This is a genomic window from Caproiciproducens sp. CPB-2, assembly GCF_036287215.1.
GTDB lineage: Bacteria > Bacillota > Clostridia > Oscillospirales > Acutalibacteraceae > Caproiciproducens.
This window is the reverse complement of record NZ_CP142860.1, coordinates 3,137,228-3,162,421: the sequence shown is the minus strand read 5'-3', so window position 1 is coordinate 3,162,421 and position 25,194 is coordinate 3,137,228. Positions and strand designations below refer to the sequence as shown.

Annotated in this window: 22 protein-coding genes and 1 other annotated feature (1 of these 23 running past the window's edge); of the genes, 18 read left to right on the top strand and 4 right to left on the bottom strand. The window is 57.5% G+C overall.

Features of this window, described 5'->3' with window-relative positions; genetic code table 11:
• Positions 1-31: 31 nt before the first annotated feature.
• The 5 genes from sppA to VXK30_RS15740 all read left to right on the top strand — a co-directional run bounded on the left by sppA (position 32) and on the right by VXK30_RS15740 (position 5,964).
• Entirely contained in the window at positions 32-1,027 is a 996-nt protein-coding gene (gene sppA / locus VXK30_RS15760; RefSeq protein WP_275713259.1) for a signal peptide peptidase SppA, read from the top strand.
• Positions 1,008-1,658 carry an RDD family protein gene (locus tag VXK30_RS15755; protein WP_275713262.1) on the top strand — a complete coding sequence of 217 codons (651 nt, stop codon included), beginning with the start codon at positions 1,008-1,010 and terminating at the stop codon, positions 1,656-1,658. Before sppA ends, VXK30_RS15755 begins: the two co-directional genes overlap by 20 nt.
• A 150-nt stretch (positions 1,659-1,808) precedes the next feature.
• On the top strand, positions 1,809-3,020 hold the full coding sequence (dpaL, locus tag VXK30_RS15750; RefSeq protein ID WP_275713264.1) for a diaminopropionate ammonia-lyase: 1,212 nt from the start codon (positions 1,809-1,811) through the stop codon (positions 3,018-3,020).
• Positions 3,021-3,074: 54 nt separating this feature from the next.
• Positions 3,075-4,274 (top strand): YgeY family selenium metabolism-linked hydrolase, encoded by a 1,200-nt coding sequence (locus VXK30_RS15745; RefSeq protein ID WP_275713266.1) that lies wholly within the window; start codon positions 3,075-3,077, stop codon positions 4,272-4,274.
• A 229-nt stretch (positions 4,275-4,503) separates the two neighbouring features.
• On the top strand, positions 4,504-5,964 hold the full coding sequence (locus VXK30_RS15740; RefSeq protein WP_275713268.1) for a leucyl aminopeptidase: 1,461 nt from the start codon (positions 4,504-4,506) through the stop codon (positions 5,962-5,964).
• 85 nt (positions 5,965-6,049) lie between these two features.
• Here the strand turns inward: VXK30_RS15740 and VXK30_RS15735 are convergent, their stop codons facing one another.
• From VXK30_RS15735 to VXK30_RS15720, 4 genes are all read right to left on the bottom strand, one after another.
• Entirely contained in the window at positions 6,050-6,688 is a 639-nt protein-coding gene (locus VXK30_RS15735) for an SGNH/GDSL hydrolase family protein (protein ID WP_275713270.1), read from the bottom strand.
• The gene (locus tag VXK30_RS15730; protein WP_275713272.1) at positions 6,685-7,812 is read right to left on the bottom strand and encodes a phosphotransferase enzyme family protein; all 1,128 of its coding nucleotides are present in this window, start codon (positions 7,810-7,812) and stop codon (positions 6,685-6,687) included. The genes VXK30_RS15735 and VXK30_RS15730 overlap by 4 nt, the downstream gene beginning before the upstream one ends.
• Positions 7,809-8,738 (bottom strand): sugar phosphate nucleotidyltransferase, encoded by a 930-nt coding sequence (locus VXK30_RS15725; RefSeq protein WP_275713274.1) that lies wholly within the window; start codon positions 8,736-8,738, stop codon positions 7,809-7,811. Before VXK30_RS15725 ends, VXK30_RS15730 begins: the two co-directional genes overlap by 4 nt.
• Positions 8,739-8,921: 183 nt before the next feature.
• On the bottom strand, positions 8,922-9,836 hold the full coding sequence (locus VXK30_RS15720; RefSeq protein WP_275713276.1) for an AraC family transcriptional regulator: 915 nt from the start codon (positions 9,834-9,836) through the stop codon (positions 8,922-8,924).
• Positions 9,837-10,383: 547 nt separating this feature from the next.
• On the opposite strand from VXK30_RS15720, the gene VXK30_RS15715 reads away from it, so the two are divergent.
• From VXK30_RS15715 to pgsA, 13 genes are all read left to right on the top strand, one after another.
• Positions 10,384-11,682, top strand: a complete 1,299-nt coding sequence (locus VXK30_RS15715; protein ID WP_275713278.1) for an ABC transporter substrate-binding protein — start codon at positions 10,384-10,386, stop codon at positions 11,680-11,682.
• A gap of 82 nt (positions 11,683-11,764) precedes the next feature.
• Positions 11,765-12,676 (top strand): carbohydrate ABC transporter permease, encoded by a 912-nt coding sequence (locus tag VXK30_RS15710; RefSeq protein ID WP_275713279.1) that lies wholly within the window; start codon positions 11,765-11,767, stop codon positions 12,674-12,676.
• Positions 12,677-12,689: 13 nt separating this feature from the next.
• The gene (locus tag VXK30_RS15705; protein WP_275713281.1) at positions 12,690-13,556 is read left to right on the top strand and encodes a carbohydrate ABC transporter permease; all 867 of its coding nucleotides are present in this window, start codon (positions 12,690-12,692) and stop codon (positions 13,554-13,556) included.
• Positions 13,557-13,597: 41 nt separating this feature from the next.
• A complete protein-coding gene (locus VXK30_RS15700) occupies positions 13,598-15,622 on the top strand; it encodes a DUF5107 domain-containing protein (protein WP_275713283.1) in 2,025 nt (674 codons plus the stop codon).
• Between the two features lie 180 nt (positions 15,623-15,802).
• Positions 15,803-17,137, top strand: a complete 1,335-nt coding sequence (locus VXK30_RS15695) for an FG-GAP-like repeat-containing protein (protein WP_275713285.1) — start codon at positions 15,803-15,805, stop codon at positions 17,135-17,137.
• A gap of 23 nt (positions 17,138-17,160) precedes the next feature.
• Positions 17,161-17,865, top strand: a complete 705-nt coding sequence (locus VXK30_RS15690; RefSeq protein ID WP_275713287.1) for a response regulator transcription factor — start codon at positions 17,161-17,163, stop codon at positions 17,863-17,865.
• 46 nt (positions 17,866-17,911) lie between these two features.
• Entirely contained in the window at positions 17,912-19,381 is a 1,470-nt protein-coding gene (locus VXK30_RS15685; RefSeq protein WP_275713289.1) for a sensor histidine kinase, read from the top strand.
• Entirely contained in the window at positions 19,374-20,333 is a 960-nt protein-coding gene (locus VXK30_RS15680; protein ID WP_275713291.1) for a DUF1385 domain-containing protein, read from the top strand. The genes VXK30_RS15685 and VXK30_RS15680 overlap by 8 nt, the downstream gene beginning before the upstream one ends.
• Before the next feature lie 23 nt (positions 20,334-20,356).
• Positions 20,357-21,211: a peptide chain release factor N(5)-glutamine methyltransferase gene (prmC, locus tag VXK30_RS15675; RefSeq protein ID WP_275713292.1), complete on the top strand. Its 855-nt coding sequence runs from the start codon at positions 20,357-20,359 to the stop codon at positions 21,209-21,211.
• A gap of 137 nt (positions 21,212-21,348) precedes the next feature.
• A complete protein-coding gene (gene recA / locus VXK30_RS15670; protein ID WP_275713293.1) occupies positions 21,349-22,458 on the top strand; it encodes a recombinase RecA in 1,110 nt (369 codons plus the stop codon).
• Entirely contained in the window at positions 22,458-23,069 is a 612-nt protein-coding gene (locus VXK30_RS15665; protein WP_275713295.1) for a regulatory protein RecX, read from the top strand. The genes recA and VXK30_RS15665 overlap by 1 nt, the downstream gene beginning before the upstream one ends.
• Positions 23,070-24,416, top strand: a complete 1,347-nt coding sequence (rimO, locus tag VXK30_RS15660; protein ID WP_275713297.1) for a 30S ribosomal protein S12 methylthiotransferase RimO — start codon at positions 23,070-23,072, stop codon at positions 24,414-24,416. It abuts the gene before it with no gap.
• Entirely contained in the window at positions 24,413-25,012 is a 600-nt protein-coding gene (gene pgsA / locus VXK30_RS15655; protein WP_275713298.1) for a CDP-diacylglycerol--glycerol-3-phosphate 3-phosphatidyltransferase, read from the top strand. The genes rimO and pgsA overlap by 4 nt, the downstream gene beginning before the upstream one ends.
• 115 nt (positions 25,013-25,127) lie before the next feature.
• Positions 25,128-25,194 (top strand) — a binding site (T-box leader); it runs 137 nt beyond the window's last position.

The window sequence follows — 25,194 nt, the reverse complement described above, 5'->3', positions numbered from 1 at the left end:
TCCGCAAAGCGGAGAAAAGGAGAAAGGGAAAATGAACAAAAAGCAGATCGCGGGATTGGTTGCGGCGGCATTGGTCTTCGTCTTCGTATGCGGCGCCAATTTGCTGGTCAAAAACGCCGCGGAGAGCCAGAACAAAAAGGCGCTTGCCGAAAGCCTGCTGGATTCCGTCGGCTCAAAGGTGACGCTTCCGTTCGAGCCGTTTGTCGGGGTGGTCAAGGTGGACGGCACGATCATGAAGTCGTCCTCTTCGTCGTCTCTGTTCCCGACGGAAGGGTACGACCATGAAAAGACGCTCAGCCTGATCGACCAGTACCAGCAGTCCGGAGAGAACAGGGGCATCCTGCTCTACGTCAACACGCCGGGCGGAAGCGTGTACGAAACGGATGAGCTGTACCAGCGGCTGCTAAAGTACAAAAAGGACACCGGCCGCCCGGTCTGGACCTATATGGCCAACGAAGCCTGCTCAGGCGGATACTATGTTTCCATGGCTTCGGATAAAATCTATGCGAACCGGAACACCTGGACGGGTTCCATCGGCGTGATTCTGTCGCTGTCCAACTACAAGGGGCTGATGGATAAGCTCGGCGTGGACATCATCCTGTTTACCAGCGGGCCGAACAAATCCATGGGTAATCCGGGCGTGGACGTGACACAGGAGCAGAAGAAGATTTTTCAGAGTCTGGTGGACGAATCCTACGAGCAGTTTGTGGGGATCGTCGCGCAGGGCCGGAACATGAGCGCGGAGACGGTCAGGCCGATCGCGGACGGGCGCATCTATACGGCGCAGCAGGCGCTTGACCTCAAGCTGATCGACGGCATACAGAACTATGAGGATACGCAGTCCCGGATGGAAGAAGAACTTGGGGAAGACGTGGCTTTCTTCACACCGAAAAACAGCGAGCTTGCTTTGAGCTCCCTGTTTTCCATGGCGAAAAGCTACACCAGCACCGATGTGGATAAGGTGAAGGAATTCCTACAATCACAGGAGAGCGGGGTGCCGATGTATTATGCAGTCACAGGAAAATAACAACCCGGCCTGCGGCGGATTTTTCGTCCGCCTGGCGGCGTACCTCATCGATCTGCTGCTTGTGGGAACGATGCTGCTGATCGTGAAGATTCCCATGTTTTTCGTGCGGCTCAGTCACCCGGACAATTTCCTGACCGGCCCCCTGCTGTTCCGGTTCAGCCTGCTGGACATTCTGCTGTATCTGGCCGCTTCCGCCTATTTTGTGATTTTGACCTATCAGACGGGCGCTACCGTGGGAAAACGGCTGATGAACCTTCGGGTCGTTTCGGTTGACGGCGGGCCGCTCACCCTGCTGAACGTCCTTTACAGGGAAACCGTCGGGCGGTATCTGTCGTCCCTGCTGTTTGTCGGCTATATCCTGGTGGGATTAAACAATGAAAAACGAGGTCTGCACGACATGATCTGCGACACCAAAGTGGTTTATGTCTGCAAATGCATGCAGCTGCCTCCCAGACGGGCGTATCAGCCCATGCCCGCGTATATGCCGTATTACGGGCAGCCCGTGCCGCCCGTGGCCCCGGTGCCGCCGCAGCAGGCGCCGGCCGCGCCGGAACGGAACCCCATCGACGACGGGAGCGCGGACGGCGGGCAGGAGGGTGCCGGCGGCCCAGCCGATGGCCCGCAGGAATGATGCGGCCCCTTTCTGTGATAAATTTTCAAAATGGAATGACATTCCAGGGATTTTGCCTTATAATAAAGCCATACAGACATCGGTCTTTTTGAGTACAACGGCAATGCGGTCGCTACGGCGGCCGCATTTTGCTTTTCAGGAGGTAGTGAGATGAGTATCAGATGGGTTCCCAACCGGATTCCCAAAACGGACGACAGTTATCTGCAGGTCATGTCTCTGAAGAATGTGGAAAAGGCCGCCGCCTTTCACAGGAGCTTTCCGCAGTATGCCCCAACGCCGCTTTTGCCGCTTACCCATATGGCCCGGCGGCTTGGACTGGGCGGAATTTATGTCAAGGATGAATCCCGCCGCTTCGGCTTAAACGCCTTTAAGGTGCTGGGCGGCTCCTACGCCATAGGGCGGTTTATCGCGCAGAGGCTGAAGAAGGATGTTTCGGAGCTGCCGTATGAGGTGCTGATTTCCCAAAAGCTGAAGGAGGAATTCGGAAGCTTTACCTTCTTTACCGCCACCGACGGGAACCACGGGCGCGGCGTGGCCTGGTCGGCCAACCGGCTCGGCCAGAAGGCGGTTGTGTTTATGCCGAAGGGGTCCTCTCCGGTCCGGCTGGAAAACATCCGGAAAGAGGGCGCCGCGGCGACGATAGAGGACGCGAACTACGACGAATGCGTCCGCATCGCGGCCGCGCAGAGCGCAAAGACGCCGAACAGCGTGGTAATTCAGGACACCGCGTGGGAAGGCTACGAGGAAATTCCGACTTGGATTATGCAGGGGTACGGCACCATGGCTTCGGAAGCGGACGCGCAGCTGAAAGGGTTCGGTGTGGAACGCCCGACCCACATTTTCATTCAGGCCGGGGTGGGGTCCCTTGCCGCCGCCGTGCAGGGATATTTTGCAAACCTGTTTCCGGGGCATTGCCCGGTTACGGTGATTGTGGAGCCGGACGCCGCCGACTGCATTTACCGCTCCGCCGCCGTGGGCGACGGACAGATCCGCGCTGTCCGGGGGGACATGAAGACCATCATGGCGGGGCTCGCCTGCGGCGAACCCAACACCATTGGCTGGGATATCCTGAAAAACCACAGCGCTTATTTCGTTTCCTGCTCCGATGAAATCACGGCGAAGGGGATGCGCACTCTGGGCGCGCCGCTCAGGGGGGACTCCCAGGTGATTTCGGGGGAATCCGGCGCGGTGACCATGGGCCTGCTTTGCGCGGCTATGGAGCGCGAGACGCTGAAGGATCTTCGGAAGGCCCTCGGGCTGGATGAAAATTCACGGGTGCTGCTGTTTTCCACCGAGGGGGACACGGACCCGGAAAAATACCGCAGGATTGTCCACGACGGGGAATACCCGTCGTTCCTGTGACGGCTGCGGGGAATGCATATCAAACGACCAATTCGACGACAGGAGGAAACGGATATGATACCGGACTATCGGGAGATTCGCCGCAGGGCACAGGGCTATGAGGCCGCGATGACCGCATTTCTGCGCGATCTGATCGCAATCCCGGGGGAAAGCGGAAAAGAAAAGCAGGTAATTGCGCGCATTGTCCGTGAGATGCGCGCGCTGGAATTTGACCGGGTCGACGTCGACCCGATGGGAAACGTTCTGGGCCGCATGGGCGCGGGGGAAAAGCTGATCGCCTATGACGCGCACATCGACACCGTGGGGACCGGCGACAGGAGCAACTGGAGCTTTGACCCGTATGAGGGCTATGAAACCGATACGGAGATAGGCGGGCTTGGCGCTTCCGACCAGCTGGGCGGGATGGTCAGCGCGGTCTACGGGGCGAAAATCATGAAGGACATGGGCCTCCTTTCCGAAAAATACACCGCGCTGGTGACCGGCACGGTGCAGGAGGAGGACTGCGACGGGCTCTGCTGGCAGTATCTCCATCAGGAGGATCAAATCACCCCGGAGTTTGTCGTCAGCACCGAGCCGACCGACGGCATCATCTGCCGCGGGCAGCGCGGACGGATGGAAATCCGGGTGGAGGTGAAGGGCGTGTCCTGCCACGGCTCCGCCCCGGAGCGCGGCGACAACGCCATCTACAAGATGGCCGACATCCTTCAGGGCATCCGCGGGCTGAATGAACGGCTTCCCGCCGACCCGTTCCTCGGGAAGGGGACCGTCACCGTCTCGGAAATCTTCTTTAACTCGCCGTCCCGCTGCGCGGTCGCGGATTTCTGCGCCGTTTCGCTCGACCGCCGCCTCACCGGCGGAGAAACGTATGAAACGGCGCTGGAGGAGGTGCGCGGCCTGGAGTCCTGCCGAAAGCACGGGGCGTCCGTCGCGATGTATACCTATGAGCGCCCGAGCTACACCGGCCTGACGTATCCCACCGACTGCTACTTTCCGACCTGGGTGCTCCCGGAGGACGCGCCCGCCCTGCGGGCCGCAGTGGAAGCGCACAGGGGCCTTTACGGCGAGCCGGAGGTCGGAAAATGGACGTTTTCCACGAACGGCGTTTCCATCATGGGCCGCTATGGAATCCCCTGCGTCGGCTTCGGCCCCGGGAAAGAAAAAGAGGCCCATTCCCCCGACGAAAAGACCTGGAAGCAGGACCTTGTCCGGTGCGCCGCCGTCTACGCGGCGATCCCTTCCGTTTACTGCGGATAACCGCGCCCTGTTTGTACGATCAAAAGTCCTGTCCGGCTGAAATCGCCGCGTCAAAAACACCCGGAGTACTATGTACTCCGGGTGTTTTTTTTACCGGGGACAATGCTGTCCACGACAGTTTCTCCAAACAGGCCCGAAGACCTGTTGATTTTTGTCGAAGGTATGCTATGATAGAAATATCACGACGCAGGCGGGTCCCTCCGCCCTCCGCTGGAGACGGGGAGGGAGCTTGCCGCAGAAACGGAAGGACAGTATGATCGATATTCAGATAGGCTCCTTTAAGGAAGCACAGATATTATTTCTCTATGAGGACGCGGACCACACCTCGCTGCCGGTCCAAAAAATGTTCCGGGCGGAATTTCTCGAAAGCTTTCCGTTCTGTCAGGATTCCCGCCTGACCCTCTATATCGGGCTGGGGAAACGCGGGGAACTGAGCGCCCGCAGAATGACGGACGCCGTCGCCAAGGGTGCCCGGGAGCTCCGGAGGCTTCATCAGTACGAGGCGGAAATCAATCTGTCCGCAATGGTGCCCGTCTGCGGGCTGGATTGTATCCGCAGCGCGGTTTTGGGCGTCAAGCTGGGTCTGTATGATTACTCCCCGTACCGGGCGGACAGCCGGGAGGATTCCTTCCGCTTCTTTCTGCACGGGATTCCGCAGCGCCTGACGGAAACGGCGGAGGAATATCTGGAAAAGGCCGTCAATCTGGCGGACAGCGTGGTGCTGGCCCGCAACCTTGTCAACGCCCCCGCCAATCGGATGACCCCGTCCATCATGGCGGACACCCTGAGACGGGAAGCGGGAAAATGCGGGGTGCAGGCCGAGATCCTGGACGAAAAGGAGTCCGGGCGGCTGGGAATGTCCGCGTTTCTGACGGTCGGCAGCAGCAGCGCGAACCCGCCGCGCCTGATCGTCCTGCGCTATCTTGCGGATCCCCAGTCCCCGCTGAGGACCGCGCTGGTGGGAAAGGGAGTTACCTGCGACACGGGCGGATACTGCCTGAAAAGCAAGGACTCCATGCTGGGCATCAAGGGGGATATGGCCGGCGGCGCGGCGGTGGCGGGCGCGATTTTCGCCCTTGCGCGAAATCAGGTGAAAACGAACGCCGTGGCCGTGATCCCGGCCTGTGAAAACCGTATTTCCAGACAGAGCTTCCTTCCGGGGGACGTCGTTCGGTCCATGTCCGGCAAGACGATCGAAATCCGGAACACGGACGCGGAAGGCAGGCTGATTCTGGCGGACGCCGTTACATACGCCATCCGTGCGGAGGGTACGACCAGGGTGCTGGATATCGCTACGCTGACGGGCGCGGTCGTGGGCGCGCTCGGCTTTACCACGGCGGGCGTCCTGACGGACAGCGACCAGCTGTGGGACGACCTGTCCGCGGCGGCGCGCATTTCCGGCGAACAGTACTGGCGGCTGCCTATTTTCCCGGAGTATGAGGAAATGGTGAAAAGCAGGATTGCCGACGTCAAAAATATGGGCGAGCATTATTGCGGGACGATTTCCGCCGGTTTATTTATCCGGGAGTTTACGGAGCATCTGCCGTGGATCCATCTGGACATTGCCGGGACGGCGTGGGTGGACAAGCCGGTTTTCGAGCATCAGTCGGCCGGCGCCACCGGCGCGGGAGTCACCACGCTTTACGACCTGCTCAATACGGAAGGACAGTGCAGCGGGCAGAAGATATAAAAAGAACAGGAGCCGCACCAGTTGGCGCGGTTCCTGTTTTCGGGGACTCTATCAAAATAAGGGAATATTCAAAACTTTGCGGCATTCAGCCGTTTGGAAAAATCTCGCGGATTTTCTGTTCGATCAGCTCCGCCATCTTCCGGTGGCCCGCCTGCGTGTAATGGATGCCGTCTTCCGGGCCGACTTCCACGCTTCGGCCCGGATTCAGAAAATGCACGCGGTTCCGTTTTGCGGTCTGCTCATACTCTTCCGCCAGCAGAAGGCTGTTTTTCATCCCTTCGCCGAACATCAGGCGCCAGGCGCGGATCCCCACGTCGGCGATGGGGACCGGCGCGACCAGAAGCACCTGCGGGGCGCCTCCTTCGCTGCCGGACTCCGATTTTAAAATCGTCCGGATCAGATTTTCCATACCCGACGCAATGTCGCACACGGGCAGGGAAAAACGCTTTTTCAGATCGTTTGTGCCCAGCATGATGACGACCAGGTCCAGCGGCTTGTGGCTTTCCAGACAGGGGAGAAGGTAAGTTTTGCCGTTTTTATATTCCTCAATCGGGTCGTCCCAGACGGTCGTTCTGCCGCCCAGCCCTTCTTCGATCACATCGTACCCGCCGCCAAGCAGCTTTTGCAGCAGGCCGGTCCAGCGGACGTCCCGCGCGTATCTGCCCGTCATGCCGGGTTTCATCCCGTAGGTATTGGAATCGCCGTAGCAAAGAATATTTCTCATTTCTTCAGCCCCTGTTTGCAGTATTGGCCGACGATTTTGGCTATAACGCCCCACTGCCGGTCCATTTCCTCCACCAGCCGGAACTGGGTCCGGGCGCGGTCAAGGTTGTGGCTCCCGCGGCTGATCTTGAAATAGGTGTCGCCGGCAAGATAATCCGCCAGAAAGCGGATACCGCATTCCAGCGTCATCATCTTCGCGCCGTCGGGCAGCCTTCTGACTTCCTCGTCGGTCAGCACCTTTCCCGCGACTTCCAGAAAGCCTTTGGTATACGCTTCAAACAGCCCGAGGTCAAAATGTACCTTGGACAGATCCCGTTCGTCCTCCGCCGCCGTGCTCGCCCCGAAGCGGATGGAGTCGCCGAAATCGTACAGGGAAAGGCCGGGCATCACTGTGTCCAGGTCAATGACGCATACGCCTTTTCCGGTTTCGCTGTCGACCAGCACGTTGTTCAGCTTGGTGTCGTTGTGGGTGACCCGCAGGGGAAGCTCCCCCCGCGCCTGCATATCCACCAGAAGACGGGTGTAGTCCTCCTGCCCGAGCACGAAAGCAATTTCCTCTTTCACACCGGCCGCTCTGCCTTTTACGTCCGCGGCGAGCGCCTCTTTAAACTGGAGGATGCGGTTCGGCGTGTCGTGGAACAGCGGGATGGTTTCGTGGAGCGTAGCCGCCGGATAGTCGGCTAAAAGCAGCTGGAACCGGCCGAAGGCCCGGGCGGTGTTGTAAAATTCCTCTTTGGTCCTTGTCTGCTGAAGGGTCACGGTGTTCTCGATAAAATAATAGGAGCGCCAGTAGCCGCCGTCCCCGTCGACATAATAGTACGCGCCGTCCCGTGTGGGAATCAGGTTCAGCGTTTCGCGGTAAGGGTCGCCGCCGGCAGCGGCGATGGCTTTGTGCAGGTAACGGGTAACGCCTATCACGTTTTCCATCAGCTCCGCCGGCTTGCGGAACACGTTGGTGTTGATCCGCTGAAGGATGTATCTGCGGGTTTGTTCCTCAAGCTGGAAAAAGACGGAAAAGGTGTCGTTGATATGTCCGCTTCCATAGGGCAGGATTCCCACATACTGGCCCTCGAACTGAAATTTCTCCGCGATCGCGGGAAGAAGCTCCTTTTTCACCGGTTTCATGTATTGCCCTCCCAAAGCTTATCAGGATAGATCCCCTGTTTTCTCATTTTACGGATTGCTTCCGCCACCACCGGTTTGTCCTCGCGGTAGGTGACCCCGTACCATTTGTCCGGGGACCGCAGCACTTTTACGCTGGCTTTTTTGCCCTTGAGCAGCTCATCCACCACGGTGGGCAGGAAGAACTCTGCTTTCAGAGGGTCCTTTTCTAAAGCGCTGTCCAGAAACGCGGGAAACCTTGCCGCGATTTCCCCGAGGATCGATTCGGAAAAGCCCCACAGATTCATGGAGACGACGCTTCCCCCGGGGATGGTTACCCACGTGTTTCCGCCGTCCTCGGTGTACTGGGCCGCGTTTCCCCGCTTTTCAATGTGGGTGCGTTCGTGGATATCCTCCAGAAATCCGTCCGGGGTGGCGACGCAGACGCCCCTTGCCACATGGCCGTGGTCCGTCAGCGTGTTTTTTAGCGTGTAGCCCACCATCGCGTAACGGTACAGCCCGTCGTCCCGGCTGTGGAGAAGAGTATCGTAAATCAGGCGGAACGCGTCTTTTCCGTAATAATCGTCGGCGTTGATCACCGCGAAGGGCCCGTCGATCGCGTCGCGGCAGCAGAGCACCGCGTGCGCGGTGCCCCAGGGCTTCCCGCGCCCGGGCGGCACCCGGTACCCCTCGGGCAGTACGCCGACCTCCTGATACGCGTATTTTACCTCTATGATTTTGGACATTCTGTCCCCGATAATTTCTTTAAAATCCGCCTCAATGGATTTCTTGATCAAAAAAACAACCTTTTTGAAGCCGGCCTTTACCGCGTCGTAAAGCGAAAAATCGATGATGATCTCCCCGTTGTCCCCCACGGGGTCAATCTGCTTCGGACCGCCGTATCTGCTGCCCATTCCCGCCGCCATGACAACGAGTACAGGTTCCTTCATGCTGCATTCTCCTTTGTACGTTTGCTTTTTTACACTCTCTGCCCTTATTTTAGAGGATGATTGCTTTAAAATAAATATCTTATCCATCACAAAATTTGCACAAAAAATCATTTTTGCACAAAAAGAATCCGCCCGGGATTCCCGGACGGGCCGTATTTTCTGCTGTTCTGTTATGGATCGGCATCACTCAAAATGGGGCGGGCGGCCTTTTTGGCTGTCGGTCCGCAGCTTGACGGAGGAAGAGTACTCCGAGGGGGTCATCCCGGTCACCTTTTTGAAATGGCGGGAGAAGTAATGGATGGACGAGTACCCGAGGTCGTTCGCGATTTCGGTGAAATTCTTCGTCCCCTCGCGGATGGACTGCTTGGCGCTGTCCACCTTCATCTTCCCGAAGTATTCCATCACGCCGCCGCCGGTTTTTTCGCGGAACACCTTTTGGAGGAAGGAACAGCCGCACATGTTGTCCCGGCACACGTCGCTCAGGGTGACCTTGCTGTGTATGTTCTGGCTCAGGTACGCCACGATCCGGGAAAAGGTGTCCTGACCCGATTTTTCCTTAATGGAGGAGGAAACGCGTTCCTCGCCGGCCCCGCCTTTCCGGATCAGGCTGATGAGCATCAGCTCCAGACAGAGCTTGATGACCTGTTCCGAAGCAAAAGCGCCTTTGCCGCTGCGCACCAGCTCCTTCATATCCACATCGTCCAGCGGGGAGGAAAAGGCGTCGAAGGATTCCTCGATCGCGCGGCCGAGCAGGTCGCGTTCAAAATCGCCCACCTTCAGAATCTTGTTGTCGAAGAAATGCATGGCGGGGGAGTCGCATTTGAACGTGATGACCACAAGGTTCGGCGCGATCACGCCGTTGGCCCACAGGCTGTGAAATTCATAGGGCTTGTGAAAGATGATGTCGCCCTTTTTCAGCACGTAATTGGTGTTTCCGGCGGTCACGTCCACCTGCCCCTTGTCCACGTACAGGAATTCCCAGAAATTGTGGGTTTCGCCCGGAAAATAGAAATCGCTGTTGTACTCAAAATAATGGACGGTGATCAGTTCGTTGATTACGATTTCCTGCTTCAAAAAGGTGCTTACAAATTGCGTCATCAGTCTCAGCTCCTTACCTGCGTCAAGCCTTTTATAATATTTAATCATAGCATTCCTTTTCTCTGTAAATATTTCAATACGGAAATATCCGGGATGGGAATCACCGCCCGGGGAAGGTTTGTCATTCTGCGCATAAAATTTGTACAATGTCCGTTTTCCGGTGCTTTTAGCCGTTTTGCGAATTGACAAATGAAATGGCCGTGCTATAATACGAGCAACACAAGGCAAAGGCGCTGCGTTCGGCTGAACGGGGCGTTTTTTTGTTTCCGGGGAGTAAGCTGATACGGAATTTGTCGCGGGCCGGGGTCCGCCCGCAAGACAGGAGAAAATCGCCGCCTGTGAAAGCAAAAGACCTTTTGTGCAACTTAAATGGATTGTGCAAATTTAATGCAAAAAATTCTAAATCAATATTGGTGAAAACACCGTAAAATAGGGATGTTGAACGGCGAATTGGATAAAAATGAAACATTGAAATCCGATTTATTGGTCAATATGCAATCAGTAGGTGTGCCTCAAATTCAAAACATAAAACTTAGGAGGTCTGAAAATGAAAAAGAAATTATGTTCTCTTATGGCCATCGTTTTAATCTGCGCCATGGCGCTCGGCGGCTGCGGCGGAGCTGCTCAGTCATCGGCCCCGGCTGCTTCCGGCGAAGCGCCGGCCGGAGACGCGAAGAGCGACGTAACCGTTACTTATTACTCCATGTGGAACGAAACCGAGCCGCAGGGACAGACCATTGCGGAAGCGGCGGAAGCCTTCAAGGAGAAGACGGGCATCACCGTCGACATCAACTGGCAGGGCCGCGATATCCGCAAGACCCTTCAGCCCGCGCTGGACGCCGGACAGGAAGTCGACCTTTTTGACGAGGACCTCGAGCGTGTAAACGGCACATGGGGCAAATATCTGCTCAATGTGGAGGATCTGGCCGCCAAGTCCTACGACACTACGGACGGCAAACCGCTGACCGACGTGATCAACAAGAAGCTGGTCGACCTTGCCCGGTCCCTCGGGCCGGACGGAAAGCTTTCCACCATCCCTTACCAGCCGTCCACCTTCCTTGTCATGTACAACAAGGACATCTTCAAGACAGCCGGAATTACGGCGGTTCCGAAGACCTGGGAAGAGTGGCTCGACGCCTGCGCCAAGATCAAGGCGGCCGGCAAAACCCCGATTACCGTGGACGACGCGTATATGGCTTCTTTGTTCGGCTACCATATGGCCCGCCTGATCGGCAAGGATAAGACGCTTGCCATGGTGGAAAACAAGAAGATCGACGATCCCGCCGTTCAGACCTTCGGCGAGCAGTGGAAGGAAATGTACGACAAGGGCTACATATCCAAGAACGCGGCCGGCAATATCTATCCCGCGGGCCAGCAGGAAGTCGCAAGCGGCGACGTGGCCATGTATCTGAACGGGACCTGGCTCCCGAATGAAATCAAAAATTCCGCTCCGGCGGACTTCAACTGGGGAACCTTCGCGTATCCGGCGGTCGGCAAGGACGGCGACGGCCCGGAGGCCAACCAGTACGGCGCGCAGTGCTTCGGCATCAATAAGGACAGCAAGCACGCGGAGGAGGCCTTCCAATTCATCGTCTTTATGACCACCGGCGAATGGGACAACAAGCTTGCGGCGGAGTCCATCGGCGTTCCGATGGCGAACGACGCAACGTGGCCGACGCAGCTTGCGGACGCCAAGGCGGTTCTGGACGCGACCACCACCCGGTATCCCTGGGCGGTCGGCATGGAAAACGACGCGGACATCAACGCGAAGATCAAGACCAATTTCGCCCTGCTTGTCAGCGGCAAGCTTGACGCGAAGGGCTTTGCGGACGCAATGAAGAAATAATTCAATCACACAACGGCGGGGAAAGGGCGGCATCGTGTTTACGCTGCCGCCCTTTTGTCCATGGAATTCTCGGGAGGTTCTTATGAAAACAAAAAATAAATCAATGATTGTTATTTTTCTGGCACCCGCGATTTTTCTGTACACCATGGTTTTCCTGTACCCTACCATAAGGACCGTCATTATGAGCTTCTTTAAAGTAGAGGGCGTTACGGACGCCGTCTCGGCATGGAAGTTTAACGGGCTGGGGAATTTCAGGACCCTTTTCCATACACCCCTTTTTATGAGCGCGCTGCAGAATATCAGCCTGATCTGGCTTGTGGGCGGCGTCGGCGTCATGCTGGTCTCGCTGCTTTTCGGGGTGATCCTCACCAGCGGAGTCCACGGGAAAAGCTTTTTCCGCTCCGTGATCTACCTGCCGAACGTCATTTCGGCGGTCGCCATGGGGACCATGTGGATCAACTATGTTTACAATCCCAATTTCGGCCTTCTCAGCTCGATCCTGAAGACCCTCGGCTTTTCGGAAGCGGCCGCCACGCAGTGGACCGGCCCGGAAATGGTGTTCTGGAGCATGCTCGTCGCCTACTGCTTCGGCATGGTGGGGTACCATATGCTGATCTGGATGAGCGGGATCGAGCGGATCCCGGTGGATTTTTACGAGGCCGCCACCATCGAGGGGGCCAACGTGTTCCAGCGGTTTTCAAAAATTACGCTTCCCCTTCTGAAGGGGGTCTGCCGCACGAATATCGTGCTCTGGACCGTCAGCACCATGGCTTTCTTTGTATGGAGCCAGCTGTTTTCGCCCGTGAATCTGAGCGCGAGCACCGTCACGCCGATGTCCTATATGTATGAGCTGGTGTTCGGCGCGAGCAACTCGGCCATTACGGTGCGCGATTCCGGAGCGGGCGCGGCGATCGGCGTTATCCTGACCATTGTGGTCGTGATCGTCTTTCTGTTTACGCAGCTCATTGTCCGTCACGACGACGTTGAGCTTTAAGGGGGAATGAACAATGGCTAATAAAAAAATCAGGCAGAAAACAAATTGGAAAAAAGAACTGGCCCTTGCTCCGGGCTATCTGATCGTCGGAATCTGGGTCGTTTTTACCTTTGTGCTGATCGGCTGGATTATCCTGGCGTCATTCTCCACTACCAGAGAGATTTTTGACGGCAACCTGTTCAAATTCGCAACCGGGCTGCACCCGGAAAACTACGTGAAGGCGTGGAAAACGCATAAGGTATCCAGCTATTTTATGAATTCCCTTGTCTACACGCTGATTTCCTGTACGGTTGTCATTATCGTTGCCGCGCCGGCCGCCTATGTGCTCAGCCGCTTCAAATTCCGCGGCAACGGGTTTCTCCAGAACTTATTCGCGACCGCGCTGGGGATTCCCGCGATCATGATTATCATGCCCCTGTTCGCGCTGTTCAGCCAGATGCATGTCAACCAGTCCAGGGGGCTGCTGATTTTCCTTTACATAGCGATCAACGTCCCGTTTACCGTCTTCTTCCTGAATACCTTTTTCCACAATCTTTCGGTTACGTTTGAGGAGGCCGCGGCCATCGACGGCTGTTCGCCCATGAAAACGTTCTGGATGATCATGCTGCCGCTGGCGCAGCCCGGTATCATCACGGTGACGATCTTCAACTTCATCACCATCTGGAACGAGTATTTTATTTCCCTGATTTTCGCCAATACGGCAAAGACCCGCCCGGTCGCCGTCGGCCTGTACTCCATGATCCAGTCCATGCGCTATACGGGGGACTGGGGCGGCATGTTCGCGGCGGTGGTCATTGTGTTCCTGCCGACGTTCATTCTGTATATCTTCCTTTCGGAAAAGATCATTGCCAGCGTGACCGGCGGAGCCATCAAAGGGTAAGTCCGGCATTGCGGTCAATAAAACAAGGGAGGACGTTTTGATTGAAAATTTATCCGTCGCTGCTGAAAATACCCGGCGCCGCGCTGAAAAACGGCAGTCCTCTGCCGCGCTTTCGCGACCGCGCGCAGGAGAAACCCCTGATCGACGCGGGCCTGCTGGAAAGCGAGAAAAAGGGCTTCGCCTACCAGACCGGTTTCCGCGAGCTGCCCTATACGGTTCAGGACAGCTTTCACCGAGACCTGAAGCCGCGGGAGATGAAAACCGTCGTTATGGAGAACGATTTTCTGCGCGCCGTCTTCCTTGCCGATTTCGGCGGGCGGCTGTGGTCGCTTTTCGACAAAAAGGCGGGGCGGGAGCTTCTGTTTTCCAACCCGGTTTTCCGCCTTGCCAACCTTGCGATCCGCAACGCGTGGTTCTCCGGCGGCATCGAGTGGAATCTGGGGCAGTTCGGCCACACCTGCCTAACCTGTGAGCCGATGTTTTTTGCCCGCTGTACGGGAAAGGACGGGGAGCCGTTCCTGCGCATGTACGAGTACGAGCGGCAGAAATGCTTCTTCCTGCAGATTGATTTCCACCTGCCGGAGGATTCCGACCGGCTGTTCGCCCATGTGAAAATCCTCAATACGCAGCCCCGTGCGGTGCCGCTTTACTGGTGGACCAATATCGCGGTGCGCGAGGAACGGAATGTCCGCGTCCTGTCGCAGAGCGACGGGGTCGTCTGCATCAGGCCGGAAACCATGGGCTCGCAGAATTCCGCCCACGGCTTTGCCCACGACACCATGCCGTATCTGAAAAGCCTGAACGGGCTGGACGCGAGCTATCCGCAGAACCTCACGTATTCCAGCGAATATTTCTTCCAGAACCGGCACGCTCTGTCCGACGCGTGGGAGGCGGCGGTGTACGACGACGGCTCCGCGTTCTGGGAACGCTCCACCGCGGCGCTGTGCTACCGGAAAATGTTCTGCTGGGGCATGCAGCGCGGGGGCTGCCACTGGAAGGACTTCCTTTCGCGGGACGGGGAAGGGAACTACCTTGAGATTCAGGCGGGCTTATCCCCTTCGCAGGTGCACGGCGGGGACATCGGGCCGAACGGCTGTGTGCGGTTCACACAGGTTTTCGGCGGGATGGAGGCCGACACACAGAAAGCCTTTGGTGACTGGGAAGCCTCCAAGCAGTATATTCACGGCCTGATCGACAGCCGCCTGAGCGGGGAAGAGCTGCTGCGGACGGACAGCCTCTGCGAAGCGCTGGAGGATACCCCGCCGGACGAGGTGCTGCATTTCGGCAGCGGCTGGGGCGCGCTGGAAGCCGCCCGCGATCCGGAGATGATTCCGAAGGGCCTCGTTTTCCCAAAGGAGACGCTCGGCGAAAAGCAGGCGCCGTGGCTCGCCCTGCTGCAGACGGGCCGGATGCCCGAACAGGAAAAGGGACTGCCCGTCTCCTGGATGACGGATTCCCGCTGGACGGCGCTTCTGGCCGCTTCTCTAAAAAAAGAGGAAAACAGAAGCGCACAGGCGCTGCTTCACCTGGGGCTGATGCTTTACGAGAGCGGCAAATGGCGGGAGGGAATCGGCGCGATGGAGGAGTCCCTTGCCATTTGTCCCACCGCGATTTGCTGCCGGAATCTGGCGCAGGCCATGGTGCAGGACAACCGGCTGGAAGCGGCCTGCTCCTATATGGAACAGGCGCTGGCTCTGGGCGGCGCCGAACAGTCCGAGGTCATGGCGCAGGACGCGATCGACATCTTCGCAAAGGCCGGACGCTGGCAGAAGGCGTGGGACTGCTACTGCGCGCTTCCGGATTCGCTGAAGGCCGGGGAGCGGGTGCGGCTGAACACCGTGCGCGCCGCCTTTGAGCTGGAGAAGTGGGATTTTCTAAAGGAACAGTTTGCTTTTCCTTTCGCCGTGATGCGGGAGGGGGAGACCATGCTGCTCGACACCTGGTTCATGACGCAGGCCGTGCGGCTGGCGCGGCAGAGGGGGGAGCCGGACTGGAGAACGCTTCTGGACGAAGCGCGGGCCACGCTCGACCCGCCCTACAATCTGGATTTCCGTATGACGATGTGACTGCTTTTGGCAGCCGTATGGCGTTTATTAAGCCATACGGCTGTTTTTTGTGTGAGAATACGGGCATACTTACGCGCGTGCGGGAGCCTCGGATATTTTTCGTAACATAATTGATACTGTTCATTTTCGGTATATAATGATATAATAAATAATCAATATAAAAAAGAAAGGCGTGGTGAAATGAAGCTGAGAGCCGTTGCGATGGCGCTTGTAATGGCGGTGACCCTGTCGGGCTGCTCCTTTATCGGCCTTGACGCCCAGACGCTGATGCACCCGCCGAAACCGACCGGGGAAAAAGCGGATATTCACGCGCTGCTGGAAAGCAAAACCGACGGGAAGATGACGCTGAAATATCCGAAAAGCGGGGACTACCGCTCCGCGATTATCACGCACGACCTGTGCGGCGATAAAAACGACGAGGCCATGGCGATTTACCAGAAGGAAGACGAGACCTCCGGAACCAACATCATGTTCATGAAAAAGGACGGAAAATGGGTGGATATGGGCTTCTTCAGCAATCCCGCCGCCCAAGTGGACAAAGTCTGCTTCGGCGACCTTGACGGCGACGGAAAGAGCGAGGCCGTCGTGGGCTGGGGCAGCAGCCTGAACAATACCAGCACCATCTGCGTCTATTATTATAAAAACGGGAAAATGAACGAGCTGAAGCTGGAACAGACCTATACCGAGCTTGCGGTAATGGATTTTGACGGCGACGGCAGGGACGAGATTTTCACCGCCAACACCAGCGTGGGCGACCAGCCCGCGCTTGCCCGGCTGTTCCGGGTCAAGGACGGCGCCGTGGAGGTAATGGGCTCCTGCCGTATGGACGGCGGCGTCACGAAATACGCCTCCGTGAAGGCCGGGCTGATCAACGAGCGTCAGAACGGCATTATTCTGGACGGGATCAAAAACGAAGGCTCCCTCGTGACGGAGCTCCTATACTGGGACCAGAAGACAAAGCGCCTGAAATCCCCGTTTTACGACGTGAAAACGCAGACGGCCAATTATACGATGCGCAATACGTCCGTTGTTTCAAAGGATATCAACGGCGATAAAATCATAGAAGTTCCGATCGTCAGCCTGATGCCGGGCCACAACGGTGAAAAAACGGATGACGCGGACTATATTACCAACTGGCACCGTTACGACACCCAGACCAACACGTTTGTCCGGGTGATGAGCATGGTCCTGAATTATTCCGACGGCTACTGGTTTCTGGTACCGGACATGTGGCGCGGCAAAGTGACCACCAAAACGGATACCGTGACGCGTATGATTACGTTTTACCGGTGGAATGCGAAGGGGAAAAATTCGGGGACCCTCGGCCCGGCGCTTCTGAAAATTCAGGCGTTTTCTCAGAAGGAATGGGACAGCGGCACAGGAACGGCCGGCTTTTACAAGCTGCTTGACTCTGACAATCTGGTATTTGCAGCCAGCTCCCCGTCGCCGGACGACGCGCTTTCCCTCAGCATCGGCGACGTGAAAAACAGCTTTGAGCTGATCAGCCAGGATTAAATCAGGATAATGGAGGAACGGGTATGAAAAATATCCTTGTTGCCGAAGACGAACAGGCAATCCGGGAATTTGTAGTAATCAATCTGAAACGGGCCGGCTACAATGCTTTTGAAGCGGCCAGCGGGGACGAGGCGCTCGCGGTTTACGACCGGGAAGCGGGCAATATCGACGTGGCGGTGCTGGACATCATGATGCCCGGCAACAGGGACGGCCTTGCCGTCTGTAAGGAGCTGCGGCAGAAAAGCGGCTCCATCGGCATCATCCTTCTGACCGCGCGCACACAGGAAATGGATAAGGTCAGCGGCCTGATGATGGGCGCCGACGACTATGTGACAAAACCGTTCAGCCCCAGCGAGCTCGTCGCAAGGGTGGACGCGGTGTACCGCCGCGTCGCGCTGGAGCAGATGAGGAACGAAAACAATTTCAAGGAGGAAATCCGCTCCGGGGAATTCGCGCTCAACCTGCGCAACCGCACCCTGATGAAGAAGGGCGTGCCGATCGAGCTGACCCAGGTGGAGTTTCAGATCATGGAGTATTTCTTTTCCAATCCGGCCACCGCGCTCGACCGCTCCGATATTTTAAAGCATGTGTGGGGGGACGCGTATTTCGGCGAGGAGAAGATTGTGGACGTGAACATCCGCCGCCTGCGCATGAAGGTGGAGGACGAACCCTCTAACCCCAAGCACATTGTCACGGTCTGGGGGCTGGGGTACAAGTGGGAGGCATAGCCTTCCCGGGGCAGATCAACGATCGTTAAGGAAAGGGGAAATCGGCATGAGAACGAACGGCATTACCAGGCGCTGGCTCTTAAACAGTCTGGGTGTCATTCTGCTCATTCTGGTTACCTTGATTCTCGTCCTTTCTTATGTTGTGCGCGGCTATGTGTACAACGGAATCCAGACGGCGCTGAGCAGCCGCTCCGACGAGCTGACCAACGTGTTCGCGGACTACGGCAGGAAATCGCCGCAGGAATTCAGCACCGCCGCCCGCAATTATGTGGAAAACTTCCCCAATAAAGAGAGCATGGAGCTGATGGTGTTCAACTCCAACGGAAAGATCATCATTACCTCGGTGGGCTTTGCGCCGGACGAAAGCCAGCCCATGCCGGACTATAAGCTGGCGCTGGAAAGCACGGGGGGTTACGGCATCTGGACGGGCAGCCTGACCAGCGGGGAAAAGGTGATGGCCGTTACGCGCGTCATGCGCAACAACGAGGGCGGCTTTGTGGGCGCCATCCGCTATGTGGTTTCGCTGGAGGAGGCCGACAAGCAGGTCGCCATTATTCTGGGGTCCCTGATCCTCGCGGGGCTTCTGATCATTCTGTTCGTGATTGTTTCGAGCTATTATTTTATGAATTCGATTATTACGCCGATCAAGGAAATCGGCGCGACCGCCAAGCGGATTGCGCAGGGCGACTTTAAGGCCAGAATAGAAAAAAGCAACGACGACGAAATCGGCCAGCTCTGCGACACCATCAACGACATGGCCGACGAGCTGGGCGCCGCCGAAAAAATGAAAAACGACTTCATCTCCTCGGTGTCCCACGAGCTGCGGACCCCGCTGACCGCCATCAAGGGCTGGGCGGAAACCATGCAGGGCGGCGGGAACGACAAGGAGACGCTGGACCGCGGCATGGGCATCATCATCCGCGAATCGGAGCGCCTTTCCGGGATTGTGGAGGAGCTTCTGGACTTCTCCCGGATGCAGAGCGGGCGCATGACGCTGACCATGGACAAGATCGACATTCTCGCCGAGCTGGGCGAAGCGGTCTATATGTTCAGCGAACGCGCCAATATGGAACATAAATTTCTGCTTTACGAGGAGCCCGCCATGCTTTCGCCCGTTCTGGGCGACATCAACCGCCTGCGGCAGGTGTTTGTCAATATCATCGACAACGCCCTGAAATATACCGAAGAGGGCGGCACCATCAGCGTGACCGCGACGGAGTCCGGCGGGTTTATCCGCGTCGTGATCAGCGACAACGGCTGCGGGATTCCGGCGGAGCATCTTCCAAAGGTGAAAAAGAAATTCTACAAGGCGAATCAGACCATCCGCGGTTCCGGAATCGGCCTTGCGCTTGCCGACGAGATCATGAAGCTCCACTCCGGCAGCCTGGAGATCGAGAGCCATGAGAACGTGGGGACCGCCGTCACCATCTTTATACCGACCTTAAAACAGCTGGAGACCCAGCCGCAGACCGACGAGACAATGAACGAAGAAAGGAATTCCGAAAAGAATGGGTAGAGAAAAGACGAAATGCATCACATCCATCGGAGGACAGGCGCTGGTGGAGGGAATCATGATGCGCGGTCCGAAAAAAACGGTGGCCTCCGTGCGCGTGAGCGACGGTTCCATCTCCACGCAGGAAATGAGCGCCAGCCTGATGCGGGATAAATATTCCATCCTGCGCCTGCCGCTGCTGCGCGGAATCGCGGGTTTTATCGATTCGCTTTCCGTGGGGTACAAGGCGCTTTCCTATTCCGTGGACAAGGCGGGTCTGGAAGAGGACGAGGAACCGTCCAAGTTTGACAAATGGGTCGAAAAGACCTTCGGCGATAAAATGATGAACGCGATTATGGTGGCGAGCACCGTGCTGGGCCTTCTGCTGGCGGTGGGGCTGTTCTTCTTTCTGCCGACGATCCTTTTCAATCTGGTCCGCGACTACGCGGCCGGCCCGTCCATAGCGCCGTGGCGCTCCCTTGCCGAGGGCGTCATGCGCATTGCGATTTTTATCGGATACGTTTATTTTTGCTCCCGCATGCCGGAAATCCGCCGGCTTTTCCAGTATCACGGCGCGGAGCATAAAACCATCTTCTGCTATGAGAACAACGAAGAGCTCACCGTCGAAAACGTGCGTAAGCACAGCCGGTTCCACCCGCGCTGCGGGACAAGCTTTCTGGTCATAATGCTGCTCCTGAGCATTATTGTGGGATTCTTCATTCCGTTTGGCAACCCGTTTGTCAGGACGATTGTCAAGCTTTTGTGCGTCCCGCTCATCGTCGGTGTCGGCTACGAATTTATCCGCCTGTGCGGCCGTCACGACAACGCCTTCACGCGCGTTATTGCCGCCCCGGGGCTGTGGGTACAGCGGATTACCACCAAGGAACCGGACGACAGCATGATCGAGGTGGCGATCGAAGCCATGAAACAGGTCATTCCGGAAAACGGCGAGGACAAAATCAAGATCGGCGAATAAAGGACAAAGCGGGTGCGGACAGCTTGACACTGGGCGAAACATACCGGATGGGAAAAAACATACTGGCCGGCGCGGGGATTGAAAGCCCCGCGTTCGACGCTTCCTGCCTGTTTGAGAAGGTGTTCGGCCTTGACCGCCAGAGGAGGATCGTCCATGCCGCCGAACCGGCCGAAGAGCAGAAGACGGAGGAATATCTCCGCCTTTCGCGCGAACGCGCGGGCGGCAGGCCGCTGCAGTATATTCTGGGCAGCTGGCCCTTTCTGGGGCTTACGCTTGCGGTCGGCGAGGGCGTGCTGATTCCGCGGGAGGAAACCGAGCTTCTGGTCCAGACGGCGGCGGAGCTGCTCCGCGGCAGGGAGAACCCGGAAGTCCTCGACCTCTGCTCCGGAAGCGGCGCGGTGGCGCTGGGGCTTGCATCCCTCTTTCCGGGCGCGTCCGTACTCGCGGCGGAGCTTTACGGCGAGGCGCTTTCCTATCTTGATCTCAATATCAGAAATACGGGGTTCCGACAGGTGAAATCCGTACAAACGGATGTTTTAAATCCAGAAAGCGCGGCGCGGTTCGCTTCCTTTGACTGTATCGTATCCAATCCTCCCTACGTGGCTGCCGGCGAACTGCGGACGCTCCAGGCCGAGGTGCGGCGGGAACCGCGCACGGCGCTTTTGGGGGGAGAGGACGGCCTGCTGTTTTACCGCGCGATCGCCTCGCTCTGGCTGCCGAAGCTGAAGCCGGGCGGCGCGGCGGCGGCAGAGATCGGCGAAGGGCAGGCGGAACCGGTGGCCCGCCTTTTCCAAAACGCCGGCCTGTCTGAAATCCGGGTGGTCAAAGACTTTAACGGCTTTGACCGGGTCGTCGCGGGTATCCGGAAAAGCAATTAAACATTTGTTCGAATTTTTCTTTCCCTGTCTTGATTTTCGGCAGGAAATACGATATAATTTTTTAGATGATAAAAAATTTGAGGCCGCGCGGCGGGGAAATCCTCACAGCCGCGGCCTGTCATAAACCGGAGGGAAAAATGGCGACAACAGATAAAAACGCGGCGCTTGAAACGGCACTGGCACAGATTGAAAAGCAGTTCGGAAAGGGCGCGGTCATGCGTCTGGGCCAGAATGAGGCCATGCATGTGGAAGCCATCCCGACCGGCTCCCTGTCGCTGGACCTTGCGCTGGGGATCGGCGGCCTTCCGCGCGGCCGTATCGCCGAGATTTACGGGCCGGAAAGCTCCGGTAAAACCACGCTTGCCCTCCACTGTATCGCACAGGGGCAGAAAAACGGCGGCAACGCGGCGTTTATCGATGTGGAACACGCGCTGGACCCCGTGTACGCCCGCGCTTTGGGTGTCGACGTGGATTCTCTGCTGGTTTCGCAGCCGGACACCGGCGAACAGGCGCTTGAAATTACGGAGGCGCTTGTGCGCTCCGGCGCGATCGATGTGATCGTCATCGACTCCGTTGCGGCTCTGGTGCCGCGCGCCGAAATCGAGGGCGAAATGGGCGACAGCCACGTCGGCCTGCAGGCCCGTCTGATGAGCCAGGCCCTGCGCAAGCTGGCGGGCGCGATTTCCAAATCGAGCTGCGTCGCCATTTTTATCAATCAGCTGCGTGAAAAGGTCGGCGTGATGTACGGCAGCCCGGAAGTGACCCCCGGCGGCCGTGCGCTGAAATTTTACGCTTCCGTAAGAATCGATATCCGTAAGATCGAAACGCTGAAAAACGGCACCGAAATGATCGGCTCGCGCACCCGCGCAAAGGTCGTAAAAAATAAGATCGCCCCGCCGTTCCGCGAGGCGGAGTTTGACGTGATGTACGGCAGGGGAATCTCCCGCGAAGGCGAGCTGCTGGACCTTGCGGTCAAGCTGGACGTCATCCAGAAGAGCGGCGCGTGGTTCTCCTACAAGGAAACGCGGCTGGGACAGGGCCGCGACAACTCGAAAGTATTTTTGGCGGAAAACGCCGATATTGCAAATGAAGTGGAAGCCCTTGTCAGGGAAAACGTGGGGAAGCTTTACACGAAGACCGCTCCGGCGGCCCCCGCCGTCAGACCGGTGGAGGTCGCGCCCCCCGCGCCCGCGAAAACGAGCAGCCGGGGCCGTTCCGCGAACATTGACATCTCCGCGGACGACTGATGCTGATTACGGCGGTGGAACCGCGCAGGAAAGGGCTTTCCGCACTGTTTCTGGACGGAGAATTCGCTGCGAATATCGACACGGAAACGCTTCTGAGATCGGGCCTTCGGCCCGGCCGCGAAATCGACGACGATCAGCTGCACGGGCTGATTCTGGAGAGCGACAACCGGCGCGCCGGGGAAAAGGCGCTTTATCTGCTGGAACACCGGAACCATTCACAGAAGGAGCTTGCCGATAAGATCAGCCGGATCACCACCCGGGAAGCCGCCGAGGCGGCGGCCCGGCATATGGCGGAGCTGGGCCTTGTCAACGATGGGGAATACGCGCGGGACCTGGCGGCCGACCTCTTTCGCCGCAAAGGCTATTCCGCTTCGCGCGTGCGGCGGGAATTGCTGCAAAAAGGGATTGAGGAAGAGCTTGTACAGCAGATCCTGGAAGAAAAAGCCCCCGATCCCGTGGAGAAGATCCGGGAACTGCTCGATAAAAAGTACGGGCGGCTTCTGGGTGACGAAAAGGGACGCCGCAGGAGCATTGCCGCGCTGCAGAGACTCGGCTACGGCTGGGACGATATCCGCGCCGCGATCAATCAATTTGAAAATGAGGACGAATAGATGGCATATAGTGTAGGACTGGTGAGCCTTGGCTGCGCCAAAAATCAGGTGGACGGCGAAATGATGATGGCCGCACTGCAGAAGGCGGGCTATGAAATCCGCGACGCCGCCGCTCTTGCGGACGCCGCGATCGTAAACACCTGCGGGTTTATCGACGCGGCGAAAAAGGAATCCATCGAAGAGATTCTGGAGCTTGCCAGGCTGAAGGCGGAGGGAAAAATCAGGGCGATCGTCGTTACCGGCTGTATGGCCGAGCGCTACCGGGAGGAAATCCTGAAGGAGCTGCCGGAGGTGGACGCCGTCGCCGGCATCGGCGCGGACAGCGACATTGCCGCGGTGATTGAAAAAGCCCTCGACGGCGTAAAGGTGGAAAGCTTTCCGGAAAAGACGCTTCTGCCGCTCAGCGGCGAACGCCGGCTGTCCACGCCGGGATATTTCGCCTACCTGAAGATCGCGGAAGGGTGCGACAACCGCTGCGCTTACTGCGCGATTCCGTTCATCCGCGGACCCTACCGCTCCCGGACGGAGGAGGATATTGTAAGCGAGGCGAGGGACCTTGTCCGCGGCGGCGCAAAGGAACTGATCCTGATCGCGCAGGACACCACCCGTTACGGCTGGGACCTTTACGGGGAGCTCCGGCTGCCGAAGCTGCTGCGGGAGCTGTGCAAGATCGGCGGCCTTTCCTGGATCCGCGTGCTGTACTGTTATCCCGACTATATCACCGACGAGCTTCTCACCACCATTGCGCAGGAAGAGAAAATCGTGAACTATATGGACCTGCCGCTCCAGCACTGCAGCGAAAGGCTCTTAAAGGCGATGCGCCGCACGGGAAGCCGCGCGGCGCTGACCGCCCTGATCCGCAGAATGCGGGAGAAAATTCCCGGCCTGGTGCTGCGCACCACGCTGATTACGGGTTTTCCCGGCGAGACCGAGGAGGACTTTACCGAGCTTGCGGAATTCGTCCGCGAAATCCGGTTTGAACGGCTGGGCTGTTTCACCTATTCGCAGGAGGAGGGCACCGCCGCGGCGGAAATGCCCGGCCAGATCGACGAGGACGTGAAAAGCCGCCGGATGGAACGGATTATGGAAGACCAGATGAACATCATGCAGGAGTGGGGCGAAAAGCAGGTCGGAAAGACTTACCGCGTGCTGGTGGAAGGGTTCGACCGCTGCGCCGGGTGCTGGTTCGGCCGCTCGTACGCCGATTCTCCCGACATAGACGGAAAAATATTCTTTACCGCAAAGGGTGCGAGGCCGAAAACCGGAAGCTTTGCGGATGTGAAAATAACCGAATGCGTCGACTGTGACCTGACCGGAGAAATCATACTTGAGGAGGAGAGAAAATGAACCTGCCGAATAAACTGACCGTTCTGCGCATTGTTCTGGTTCCTTTTTTTGTAGCGGTGCTTTTGATCCCCCGGATTCCGCACCATTATCTTTGGGCGGCGATTCTGTTTTCCGGCGCGGCGCTGACCGACCACTACGACGGAAAGCTGGCCCGCAAGAACAACCAGATTACGAATTTCGGGAAATTCCTCGACCCGCTCGCCGATAAGATCCTTGTGGTGTCGGCGCTCGTCTGTTTTGTCGACCTCAGGCTGGCCGCTTCCTGGTGCGTGATCCTGATTATCGCGAGGGAATTTATGGTGACCTCCATCCGGCTGGTCGCGGTGGACAGCGGTGTTGTGATCGCCGCCAATAACTGGGGCAAGACAAAGACGGTCAGCCAGATCATCGCGATCATCGCCATTCTGGTTTTCCAGTACGCGGAGGAGCTGGTTTCCATGGGATGGATTCCCGCCTTTACCTTCGGCGGGGTGCCGGGCGCTGCGGTTTTTGACGGTGTGGGCTACGCCCTGATCCTGATCGCGACCTTCTTCGCGCTGCTTTCCGGCGTGATTTATATTGTGCAGAATATCGGGGTCATCAATACGACAAAATAAGCTCCCCGAAAAGGGATATGATAAAGCATGGCATTGACGGGGGTTTACTTCACTAATATTTTGGTATATACTATTGTCACATTCTTTGAAAATCGTGCTATATTATCAGTACGATTGAAATGCGTTGAGCGGAAGAAGTAACCGCAGTGCGGGCATCAGAGAGAAAGCGCCGGGGCTGGAAG

Bases quoted from the DNA above. Each gene is read 5' to 3' on its own strand.
- sppA (WP_275713259.1), top strand. From the start codon at position 32: ATGAACAAAAAGCAGATCGCGGGATTGGTTGCGGCGGCATTGGTCTTC.
- VXK30_RS15755 (WP_275713262.1), top strand. From the start codon at position 1,008: ATGCAGTCACAGGAAAATAACAACCCGGCCTGCGGCGGATTTTTCGTC.
- dpaL (WP_275713264.1), top strand. From the start codon at position 1,809: ATGAGTATCAGATGGGTTCCCAACCGGATTCCCAAAACGGACGACAGT.
- VXK30_RS15745 (WP_275713266.1), top strand. From the start codon at position 3,075: ATGATACCGGACTATCGGGAGATTCGCCGCAGGGCACAGGGCTATGAG.
- VXK30_RS15735 (WP_275713270.1), bottom strand. From the start codon at position 6,688: ATGAGAAATATTCTTTGCTACGGCGATTCCAATACCTACGGGATGAAA.
- VXK30_RS15730 (WP_275713272.1), bottom strand. From the start codon at position 7,812: ATGAAACCGGTGAAAAAGGAGCTTCTTCCCGCGATCGCGGAGAAATTT.
- VXK30_RS15725 (WP_275713274.1), bottom strand. From the start codon at position 8,738: ATGAAGGAACCTGTACTCGTTGTCATGGCGGCGGGAATGGGCAGCAGA.
- VXK30_RS15720 (WP_275713276.1), bottom strand. From the start codon at position 9,836: ATGACGCAATTTGTAAGCACCTTTTTGAAGCAGGAAATCGTAATCAAC.
- VXK30_RS15715 (WP_275713278.1), top strand. From the start codon at position 10,384: ATGAAAAAGAAATTATGTTCTCTTATGGCCATCGTTTTAATCTGCGCC.
- VXK30_RS15710 (WP_275713279.1), top strand. From the start codon at position 11,765: ATGAAAACAAAAAATAAATCAATGATTGTTATTTTTCTGGCACCCGCG.
- VXK30_RS15705 (WP_275713281.1), top strand. From the start codon at position 12,690: ATGGCTAATAAAAAAATCAGGCAGAAAACAAATTGGAAAAAAGAACTG.
- VXK30_RS15695 (WP_275713285.1), top strand. From the start codon at position 15,803: ATGAAGCTGAGAGCCGTTGCGATGGCGCTTGTAATGGCGGTGACCCTG.
- VXK30_RS15690 (WP_275713287.1), top strand. From the start codon at position 17,161: ATGAAAAATATCCTTGTTGCCGAAGACGAACAGGCAATCCGGGAATTT.
- VXK30_RS15685 (WP_275713289.1), top strand. From the start codon at position 17,912: ATGAGAACGAACGGCATTACCAGGCGCTGGCTCTTAAACAGTCTGGGT.
- VXK30_RS15680 (WP_275713291.1), top strand. From the start codon at position 19,374: ATGGGTAGAGAAAAGACGAAATGCATCACATCCATCGGAGGACAGGCG.
- recA (WP_275713293.1), top strand. From the start codon at position 21,349: ATGGCGACAACAGATAAAAACGCGGCGCTTGAAACGGCACTGGCACAG.
- VXK30_RS15665 (WP_275713295.1), top strand. From the start codon at position 22,458: ATGCTGATTACGGCGGTGGAACCGCGCAGGAAAGGGCTTTCCGCACTG.
- rimO (WP_275713297.1), top strand. From the start codon at position 23,070: ATGGCATATAGTGTAGGACTGGTGAGCCTTGGCTGCGCCAAAAATCAG.
- pgsA (WP_275713298.1), top strand. From the start codon at position 24,413: ATGAACCTGCCGAATAAACTGACCGTTCTGCGCATTGTTCTGGTTCCT.